This window comes from Streptomyces sp. AC558_RSS880, assembly GCF_019049255.1.
In the GTDB taxonomy this organism is placed as follows: Bacteria; Actinomycetota; Actinomycetes; order Streptomycetales; family Streptomycetaceae; genus Streptomyces.
Window position 1 is genome coordinate 107,456 of record NZ_JAGMUJ010000019.1, and the last position, 9,179, is coordinate 116,634.

The window sequence follows — 9,179 nt, forward strand, 5'->3', positions numbered from 1 at the left end:
CGAAAACCCGGCACCCTCACACCGCCCCGTTGAAATGTTCCCCCACCAGCGAGCGCACCACATCGAAATCCCCCGCGATCAACGCGTCCAGCAGCGCCGTGTGCTCATGGGCGTCGGCCACCAGCTCCGCCCGCCCGCGGCCACCGGGGACACCCCCCACCAGCGGCCACTGTGCCCGCCGGTGAAGGTCCTCGGCGATACGGACCAGCTGCTCGTTGCCCGCGAGCGCGAGCACCGCCCGGTGAAAGACCCGATCGGCCTCCGCGTACGTGGCCCGGCACCCGGACGACGCCGCCCGAACCGTGGCCTCCGCGAGCGGCCGCAGCTCGGCCCACCGCTCGGCGGGCACCGTCCGCGCCAGCCGCATCATCACCGGGACCTCGATCAGCGCCCGGATCTCGGCGAGCTCGGCCAGTTCCCGCGCGCCCCGCTCGACGACCCGGAACCCCCGGTTGGGCACGACCTCCACCGCGCCCTCCAGCGTGAGCTGCTGCATGGCCTCCCGCACGGGCGTGGCGGAGACACCGAACCGCTCCGCCAGCACGGGCGCGGAGTACACCTCGCCGGGCCGCAGGTCACCCGTCACCAGCGCGGTCCGCAGGGCGTCGAGGACCTGTCCGCGTACGGAGGACCGCTGGACGACGGGCCGGGGCCGGGGAAGAGCAGGCTCGCTGTGCGTGTGCTCACCGCGCGCGCCACCGCCGTCGGCACAGCTCGGCCGGTCACGCCGGTCACGCTCCCGGTCGGCGTCCGGCCCCGCCGGCTGCGCGGGCACCCGGAACCGGCCCGTGGCGGCCGGGCCGGTCACCGCGTCCCCCGTCGCTGCGGAGCCCTGCGTGCCCTGCTTCACAAGGTCCTCCTGCGGACGTTTCGGTACTTGAGGTCATTACGGCGGGTTGTCACCTGTCCGTCAAGCACGATAAACGCACAGAGGCGCCGGTTCATATCGTCACGATGTTCGGTAAGGTGAGCCTTACCTTTATTGCCCTGCTCCTCGAGACGTGAAGGGGTGGCCCCATGCCGGTGCCCGGTTCGGCCGTCGCGGACGCGTACGCCCGTCTGGCGGAGGCGTTCCCCGCCCTGGGCATCACCGAACTCGGCGCCGGCGAGGCGGCACCCCGGGGCGGCGGCTGGGTCGCGGCGTCGGGGCTCGCCGAGGGCGGGGCCGAGCTGGAGCGGTTCCTCGCCTGGGACGACACCCAGGTGCTGCGGGACTACGGGCAGCAGGGCCGTCCGGACGTGATCGCCGGCTTCGGTCTGCACCGCTACGCCTGGCCCGCCTGCCTGCTGATCACCGTGCCGTGGTTCCTGCACCGCCGCGTGCCGCGCTACCCCGTGACGCACGTCTCGTTCGACCGCACCGCCGCCGGCTTCGCCCTGGGCCGCATGGCCGTACGGCCCGACGGCTTCGCCTGTCTGCCCGGCGACCCCGCCGCCGCGCTGCCCGGCGCCCGGGTGGTGCCCGACGAGGAGGCGCTGCGGGCGGAGGTGCGCGAGGCGGTCGCCCAGCACCTCGAACCCGTGCTGGCCGGTTTCGGCCCCCGGATGCGGCGTCGCGGCCGGGCCCTGTGGGGCATGGCGACCGACGAGATCGTCGAGAGCCTGCGGTACGTCTCCCAACTGCTCGGCGAGGAGGAGCGGGGGCTGCGGGAGCTGGAGCTGCTGCTGCCGGGCGCGACCGAGCCGTACGTCGGCGCGGCGGCCTTCCGCCGGCCGGCCGGGCCCGGCGGGGAGCCGGCGCCCGTCACCCGGGACCGGGTCAGCTGCTGCATGTTCTACACGCTGCGCCCCGCGGACATCTGCGCCACCTGCCCGCGCACCTGCGCCACCGGGCGGACGGCCGAGCGGGTCACCGCGGCGGTCGCGCAGGCCGGCTGACACCACGTCGGACAGCGGCACCCCCGTCCGGCGCGTAAGATCATCCGTTGAGTACGCCGCAGAGGTCACAGGAGCTTCACGATTCCCCCACCCGTCGCGGGAACTTTCCGCGGAACCACCCGTACGGGTAATCTTATTCGAACTCAACTCCCGCCCCTCACGCGGCAGTTCGAGCAGAACGCCGCCCTGGGCATCCCCCTCACACTTCCTTGGCGGCCTCTTGCCCCGAAACCCCCTGAGGGCCGCTGGGATTGGGCCACTATGGCGGGCGTTACACGCCCTATCCCAATGCAAGGGACCCCTTAGATGAGACTGACCGACATATCGCTGAACTGGCTGCTTCCGGGCGTCGTGCTGCTCCTGGGCATGCTGACGGCGGTGGCGGTGCTGGCGCGCGGGAAGCGCTCCTCGGTCAAGAGCACGAGCGCGGACGACTCGTGGGAGCGCAGCGAGGAGCGCCGCAGGCGCAAGGAGGCCCTGTACGGCACCGTCTCCTACGTCCTCCTGTTCTGCTGTGCGGCGGTGGCCGCCGCGCTCTCCTTCCACGGCCTGGTCGGCTTCGGCGAGCAGAACCTCGGCCTGTCCGGCGGCTGGCAGTACCTCGTCCCCTTCGGGCTGGACGGCGCGGCGATGTTCTGCTCGGTGCTCGCCGTGCGCGAGGCCAGCCACGGTGACGCGGCCCTCGGTTCGCGGATACTCGTGTGGACGTTCGCCTTCGCCGCGGCCTGGTTCAACTGGGTGCACGCTCCCCGGGGCATCGGACACGACGGCGCCCCGCACTTCTTCGCGGGCATGTCCCTGTCGGCGGCGGTCCTGTTCGACCGCGCGCTGAAGCAGACCCGCCGGGCCGCCCTGCGCGAACAGGGCCTGGTGCCGCGCCCGTTGCCGCAGATCCGTATCGTCCGCTGGCTGCGCGCCCCCCGGGAGACCTACGGGGCCTGGTCGCTGATGCTGCTGGAGGGCGTGCGCAGCCTCGACGAGGCGGTCGAGGAAGTACGCGAGGACAAGGCCCGCAAGAACGAGGCGAAGCAGCGCCGGCGGGACCAGCAGCGCGTGGAGCGGGCCCGGCTGAAGGCGATCAGCCGCGGCCACCGCGGTTTCGTGGGCCGTGGCGGTGGACGCGAGCTGGAGGCCCCCACGGTGGAGCGCGACTCCGACCTGGTCTCCGCGGAGCCTGCCATATCGGCGCCGGAGTCCCTGCCCGTCCGCGCGCGTCCCTCCCTGCAGCCGGTACGCACCGGCGCTGACCCGAAGACCGTCGACCTCACCGCCGAGGACGACACCCAGGCCCTGCCGCGCCTGGACTCCCTGGAGCGCAAGCTCAAGGACCTGGAGCAGCAGTTCGGCTGACGGCCCCGCCGCGGCCTGAGGGGTGCGGACCGCACCCCTCAGGCCGCGTCCGCGCCGAGTTCGAACCAGACGGACTTGCCCACCCGGTGCTTCCTGACGCCCCATCCGTCGGCGAGGGACTCGACCAGCACCAGGCCCCTTCCGTGCGTGCCGTCGTCGGTGCTCGGTGCCCGCGGCCGGGGCTCCCGGTCCACGAAGTCCCGTACCTCGACCCGCAGTCCACGGGGCCCCACCGTGGCCGTCAGGACCGCCTCGTGGTCGGTGTGGACGAGCGCGTTGGTGACGAGTTCGCTGGTGAGCAGTTCCGCGACCGCGGAGCGCTCCGGTGTCCCCCAGTGCCTGAGCAGTTCCCGCAGTGCCCTGCGGGACTCGGGCACCGCCCGCAGATCCGCCCGGCCCAGTGTGCGCCTCAGCCGATCCGCCGAAGCCTGACTCTTCATGGCCCCCGCCCGCGTGCCGATGTCGATTCCCCCTGTACTCGAACACCTTCACGGGAATCCTTGCCCGATCACCCACACGCCAGTCATGCCGGACGGCCACGAACGGTAGTTGGCCGAAGTGCGATGGCCACGCACACGCGCGGGGCCGTCCTCCCGACCCCCGTGGCGAGAGGACGACCCCGGCTTCCCATGGTGGTCGTGGCGGCCGTGCGGCCTCAGTACAGCTTGTCGACGGCCTTCGTCGTCGTCTTCCTGAACGCGCCCACCGGGGCGTCACCGAAGTCGCCCAGCTGCCCCCAGCCGACGACGGTCACGGTCTTCCCGTCGCGTCCGACGGACAGCAGATGGACGTCCGTGGCACCCCAGGAGGTCTCGGTGTGCAACCCGTGCACCTGCGCGCCCTCCTCGACCGGCAGTTCGCCGTAGTACCGGCCCGTGGCCTCGACGTCCGGGTAGGACCGCTCGATCCGGTCGGCGCAGGTACGGATCTCCTCGTTCAGCAGGGCGGCCAGCGCCTTGCCCTTGGCGGCGGATCCCGTGACGACGGTGACCTGTACGGCGCCGGTGTCCAGGTCGGTGTGGAAGACGCGGTGCCGGTAGTCGTACGCGGGTACGCCCTCGCCCAGGCAGTAGGCGAGTTCCGACGGGAAGCCGTCGGTGACCGGGCCCGCCGTCCAGGCGGACGACGGGTGCGGGGGGAGCTCGGAGGCCGCGAGGAACGCGGGCGGGGCCGCCTTCCGCGGCGCGGCGCCGGCCGGCGCGGTGAGTGCCGTACCGACGGCGAGGGCGGCGACGGTGAGCGCCGTGAGCGTGGCGGCGCGGGTGCGCATGGGCATGGATGTCCCCCGTGAGGTGTGCGTGATGGAATGACGGGGCGGTGCGCCGTGACGGCCCGGACGGTCCGTCCGGCGGCCGTCGGGCGGTTCGCGGTACCAAGAGCATCAGCCGCCTCAGGAGGCGGGCGCAAGCGTCGTCGCCGGTTTCGCCGGCATGGAACCGTCCCAGCCCGTCCGACGTGCAGGTACAGGGGGTGCCTGGGATGCCGTCCCAGGGCCCGGTCGGGGTCATACGAGTGCGGGGTGACGGTGTCGGCACAGGACGACGTGGCTGAGTTCGCGGCGCTGCTGCGGGAGCTGAAGGAACGTACGGACCGCAGTTACGGCTCGCTGGCCCGCCGCCTCGGCATGAACACCTCGACGCTGCACCGCTACTGCGCGGGTGAGGCGGTCCCCGTCGACTTCGCGCCCGTGGAGCGCTTCGCCGCCCTGTGCGGCGCGTCGCGGGCGGAACGCGTGGACCTCCACCACCGCTGGCTCCGCGCGGTGGAGGCACGCCGGCGTCCGCGCACGGCAACCGGTTCGGCCGAGGCGGACGTGGCGCCGGGCTCCGGCTCCGGCTCCGGCTCCGGCGAGCAGCGCACCGCGCCGCGGGAACGGACGGACGGCGGCGCCCCCGCCGCCCCGGAAGCAGAGCGCACCGCCCCCGAGGTGTCGGCTGCCGGGGAGGGCACGCCCGACGACGTCACCGGTGGGCCGTCGGCCGACGGGCTCGGCGGCCGGCCCGCCGGACACGGTGCCGCCGACGGCCCGCACGCGACCGCCACCCCGGTACGGCAGACCGCCGAACCCCCCGGGCCCGCGGGTCCCCCCTCGGGCGACGGGGACGTGGTGAGCGGGCCGTTGGACGAGGGGGCGGGGCATCCGCGGCCCTGGTACCGGCGGCACAAGCGGGTCGCCGTCGCCCTGGCCGCCGTATGCGCGTTGCTCGCGACCGTGGGGAGTCTGTCCGCGCTGCCGGACGGGCAGAGGCCGTCCGCCGGGCGAGGGCCCGCCGCCACGCCCCCGGGCACGTCCGCGACGACCGGTCCCGCCGCGCCGCGCGGTCGCACGCCCTCACCCACCCCGTCCGCCCCGGGCTCCACGACACCGGAGGAACGCCCCTCTCCCTCCCCCGGGCCGCGACGGAGCACCTCCGCCCCCGCCACGGCTCCGGAGGGGTCCGCGCCCGTCGGGGCGCCGCCGCTCACCTGGTCCGCCGACTCGCATGCCTGGGCGTACGGATGCGGGCACGACTACGTCGTGGCCAAGCCGCCGGAGCAGGTCCCGCCGCCGCCGGTCCCGCAGGACGCCGGGACCTGGGCGGCGACGCAGTCGGCCGTGCACGGGGGCGAGACGCTGGTGGAGCTGTCGGTGCAGGGCACCTCCGACACGGCCGTCGTCCTCACCGCGCTGCGCGTCCGCGTGGCCGGCCGCGCCGATCCCGCGCCGGGGAACGCGTACGCCATGGACCAGGGCTGCGGCGGCGCGCTCACCCCGCGGTACTTCGACGTGGACCTGGACAAGGACCGGCCCCTCGCCCGCGCGGTCGCCGGGAACGACGCCGGTACGCCGATCCCGGCCGTGCGGATGCCCTACCGGGTCTCCGCGACCGACCCGGAGGTGCTGCTGGTCACCGCCCGGACCGCGCACTGCGACTGCCGCTGGTACCTGGAGCTGGACTGGTCCTCGCAGGGCCGTACCGGCACGGTCCGCGTCGACGACCGGGGCCGCCCGTTCCGCACCAGCGGCATCGAGGGCCTGCCCCACTACGAGTACGACACCTCGGCACGCGGCTGGAAGCCCCGGCCCCGGTGAACCCCCTACGGCCGGGGCACGTTGCGCAGGTTGGAGCGGGCCATCTGGAGCATCCGGCCGACGCCTCCGTCCAGCACGATCTTGGAGGCGGACAGGGCGAAACCGGTCACCATCTCCTTGCTGATCCTCGGCGGGATGGACAGCGCGTTGGGGTCGGTGACGACGTCGACGAGGGCCGGACCCTTGTGCCGGAACGCGGACTTCAGCGCCCCGGCGAGCTCCTTCGGCTTCTCCACCCGCACCCCGTGGGCGCCGCACGCGCGGGCGACGGCGGCGAAGTCGGGGTTCTTCATGGCGGTGCCGTGCGAGGGCAGACCCGCGACCAGCATCTCCAACTCCACCATGCTCAGCGAGGAGTTGTTGAACAGGACCACCTTCACCGGCAGGTCGTACTGCACCAGGGTGAGGAAGTCCCCCATCAGCATGGTGAACCCGCCGTCGCCGGACATCGACACCACCTGCCGGCCCCGGTCGGTGAACTGCGCCCCGATCGCCATCGGCAGCGCGTTCGCCATCGAGCCGTGGGAGAAGGAACCGATCACCCGGCGACGGCCGTTGGGCGAGATGTAGCGGGCCGCCCAGACGTTGCACATGCCGGTGTCGACGGTGAACACCGCGTCGTCGTCGGCCAGCTCGTCCAGTACGGACGCCACGTACTCGGGGTGGATCGGCACGTGCTTCTCCACCTTCCGCGTGTACGCCTTCACCACCCCCTCCAGCGCGTCCGCGTGCTTCTTCAGCATCCGGTCGAGGAACTTCCGGTCGTCCTTGGCGCGGACCCGGGGCATCAGACAGCGCAGGGTCTCCTTCACATCGCCCCACACCGCGAGGTCCAGCTTGGAACGCCGGCCGAGGATCTCGGGCCGCACGTCGATCTGGACGATCCGCACGTCGTCCGGGAGGAAGGCGTTGTACGGGAAGTCGGTGCCGAGCAGGATCAGCAGGTCGCACTCGTGGGTGGCCTCGTAGGCGGCGCCGTAGCCGAGCAGTCCGCTCATGCCGACGTCGTACGGATTGTCGTACTGGATCCATTCCTTGCCGCGCAGGGCGTGCCCGACCGGTGACTTGATCTTGCCCGCGAACTCCATGACCTCGGCGTGCGCGCCCTTGGTGCCGGCGCCGCAGAACAGCGTGACCTTCTCCGCCTCGTCGATCATGTCGACGAGGCGGTCGATCTCGGCGTCGCCGGGGCGGACCGTGGGCCGGGAGGTGACGAGGGCGGTCTCGAGGGGCTTCTCGGGGGCGGCGTGGTCGGCGATGTCGCCCGGGAGGGTGACGACGCTGACGCCGGAGCGGCCGACGGCGTGCTGGATGGCGGTCTGCAGCAGCCGGGGCATCTGCCGCGGGCTGGAGATCATCTCGCTGTAGTGGCTGCACTCGCGGAACAGCTGCTCGGGATGGGTCTCCTGGAAGTAGCCGAGGCCGATCTCGCCGGACGGGATGTGGGAGGCGAGGGCGAGGACCGGGGCCATGGAGCGGTGGGCGTCGTACAGGCCGTTGATGAGGTGGAGGTTGCCGGGTCCGCAGGAGCCGGCGCAGGCGGCCAGCCTGCCGGTGATCTGGGCCTCGGCGCCGGCGGCGAAGGCGGCGGTCTCCTCGTGGCGGACGTGGATCCAGTCGATGGCGGCGTTGCGGCGCACGGCGTCGACGACGGGGTTGAGGCTGTCGCCGACGACGCCGTAGAGGCGTTTGACCCCCGCGCGGGTGAGGATGTCGACGAACTGTTCCGCGACGTTCTGTTTGGCCATGGTTTCCCGTCTGCCCCTCCGGTGCCGAAGATGCCTGACGGGTTCCATGAATTCACACCGGAAGCGCTCACGCCTCCCAGACGGCGACGGCCGTACGGTCGTCCGCGTATCCCTTGACGCGTACCTGGGTGTCGGCGAGGAACGCGGCGAGGCCGGGTGGTTCGGGGCGGGACCACCGGTCGGCGAGGTGCGCGCGGAGCTCCCGTTCGCCGCGCAGGGGGTCGGCGAGGCCGGTGCCGCACATCAGCAGGGTGTCACCCGGGCGGGCGATGGAGGTGCGGAAGCGGAAGGGTTCGCGGGGCGGTTCGGGGGCGGGCTCGTACGGGCTCGGGGGTGTGGGGATGCCCAGGTCCATGGTGAGGTGGTCGCCGTCGGAGGGCTCGGAGGGCGGCGAGCCGAAGCCGACGACGGGTTCGCCCCTGATCTCGGTGGGCTCGGGTTCGATGTCCTGCCATGCGCCGTCCCGCAGCCGGAACAGTCCGCCGGGGCCGACGCCGAAGAAGACCCGGGTGCGGCATGCGGGGTCGGCGGGCAGGAGGAGGCAGCGCAGGGTGGCCGCGTGGGCGTCGGGTTCGAGGCCCTGGTCGGCCGCGCCGGCGCGGAGCCTGCCGAGGCTGCGGTCGGTGAGGCGGTGCAGGCCGGACTTGAGGTCGCCGCGCCGGGCGGCCCTGATGTCGTCGACGAGGCGGGCGTGGCTGCGGCCCACCGCCTCGCCGATCCACCGGCAGGCCTCGGCGGCGGCCCGGTGGGCCCCGGGCGCGGTCCGGGCGCCGGTCGCCAGCGCCACGAGGACGAGGGCCCGCTCCCCCGTTCCGAACCGGGCGGTCAGCAGCGCGTCGCGACGCGGTTCGCCCCGGTAGCGCGCGGAGTCCCCGCGCACGGAGGCGGCGCGCAAGGTGCAGGCACCGTAGCGGGCCCCGTCCAGCACGGTGTCCGGGACCAGGTCGTCCAGTGCGTCGGGGTCGGCCGGCGGGAGGGCGGTGGGCTCGGCGTCGTAGGTGGGCGGCCGGGATCCCACGTGGGCGCGGGACGGGAGCGGGCCCGGGAGTGGTTCGAGGCGGGAGGAGCCGGGGGCGGAATCGTCGTCCGCGGACTCCGGGTTCGGTGGGGCCGTGGGGGGTGGCGGGGGC

General features: G+C 73.5%; 8 protein-coding genes. 3 read left to right on the forward strand and 5 right to left on the reverse strand.

Annotated features, from left to right (window positions below):
* Positions 1-16: 16 nt before the first annotated feature.
* On the reverse strand, positions 17-850 hold the full coding sequence (locus KUM38_RS07655) for a GntR family transcriptional regulator (protein ID WP_217128517.1): 834 nt from the start codon (positions 848-850) through the stop codon (positions 17-19).
* Between the two features lie 167 nt (positions 851-1,017).
* Here KUM38_RS07655 and KUM38_RS07660 point away from each other — a divergent pair, with 167 nt between their 5' ends.
* Complete coding sequence (locus KUM38_RS07660; RefSeq protein WP_217128518.1) at positions 1,018-1,878, forward strand: (2Fe-2S)-binding protein; 861 nt, start codon at positions 1,018-1,020, stop codon at positions 1,876-1,878.
* A 306-nt stretch (positions 1,879-2,184) separates the two neighbouring features.
* The gene (locus KUM38_RS07665; protein ID WP_217128519.1) at positions 2,185-3,228 is read left to right on the forward strand and encodes a DUF2637 domain-containing protein; all 1,044 of its coding nucleotides are present in this window, start codon (positions 2,185-2,187) and stop codon (positions 3,226-3,228) included.
* A 38-nt stretch (positions 3,229-3,266) separates the two neighbouring features.
* On the opposite strand, the gene KUM38_RS07670 is transcribed toward KUM38_RS07665, so the two are convergent.
* Entirely contained in the window at positions 3,267-3,668 is a 402-nt protein-coding gene (locus tag KUM38_RS07670; protein ID WP_217128520.1) for an ATP-binding protein, read from the reverse strand.
* 215 nt (positions 3,669-3,883) lie between these two features.
* Positions 3,884-4,504, reverse strand: coding sequence for a hypothetical protein (locus tag KUM38_RS07675; RefSeq protein WP_217128521.1), 621 nt, complete (start codon positions 4,502-4,504; stop codon positions 3,884-3,886).
* Positions 4,505-4,534: 30 nt separating this feature from the next.
* Here KUM38_RS07675 and KUM38_RS07680 point away from each other — a divergent pair, with 30 nt between their 5' ends.
* The gene (locus tag KUM38_RS07680) at positions 4,535-6,301 is read left to right on the forward strand and encodes a helix-turn-helix domain-containing protein (protein ID WP_374227043.1); all 1,767 of its coding nucleotides are present in this window, start codon (positions 4,535-4,537) and stop codon (positions 6,299-6,301) included.
* A gap of 5 nt (positions 6,302-6,306) precedes the next feature.
* On the opposite strand, the gene KUM38_RS07685 is transcribed toward KUM38_RS07680, so the two are convergent.
* Both KUM38_RS07685 and KUM38_RS07690 read right to left on the reverse strand, forming a co-directional pair.
* A complete protein-coding gene (locus KUM38_RS07685) occupies positions 6,307-8,049 on the reverse strand; it encodes a pyruvate dehydrogenase (protein ID WP_217128522.1) in 1,743 nt (580 codons plus the stop codon).
* A gap of 67 nt (positions 8,050-8,116) precedes the next feature.
* Positions 8,117-9,179 (reverse strand): protein phosphatase 2C domain-containing protein (locus KUM38_RS07690; RefSeq protein WP_254396818.1); only part of this gene is annotated, 1,063 nt, incomplete at its 5' end.

Excerpts from the sequence above, each read along its gene's own strand:
- KUM38_RS07660 (WP_217128518.1), top strand. The coding sequence starts at position 1,018 with ATGCCGGTGCCCGGTTCGGCCGTCGCGGACGCGTACGCCCGTCTGGCG.
- KUM38_RS07665 (WP_217128519.1), top strand. The coding sequence starts at position 2,185 with ATGAGACTGACCGACATATCGCTGAACTGGCTGCTTCCGGGCGTCGTG.
- KUM38_RS07670 (WP_217128520.1), bottom strand. The coding sequence starts at position 3,668 with ATGAAGAGTCAGGCTTCGGCGGATCGGCTGAGGCGCACACTGGGCCGG.
- KUM38_RS07675 (WP_217128521.1), bottom strand. The coding sequence starts at position 4,504 with ATGCCCATGCGCACCCGCGCCGCCACGCTCACGGCGCTCACCGTCGCC.
- KUM38_RS07680 (WP_374227043.1), top strand. The coding sequence starts at position 4,535 with ATGACGGGGCGGTGCGCCGTGACGGCCCGGACGGTCCGTCCGGCGGCC.
- KUM38_RS07685 (WP_217128522.1), bottom strand. The coding sequence starts at position 8,049 with ATGGCCAAACAGAACGTCGCGGAACAGTTCGTCGACATCCTCACCCGC.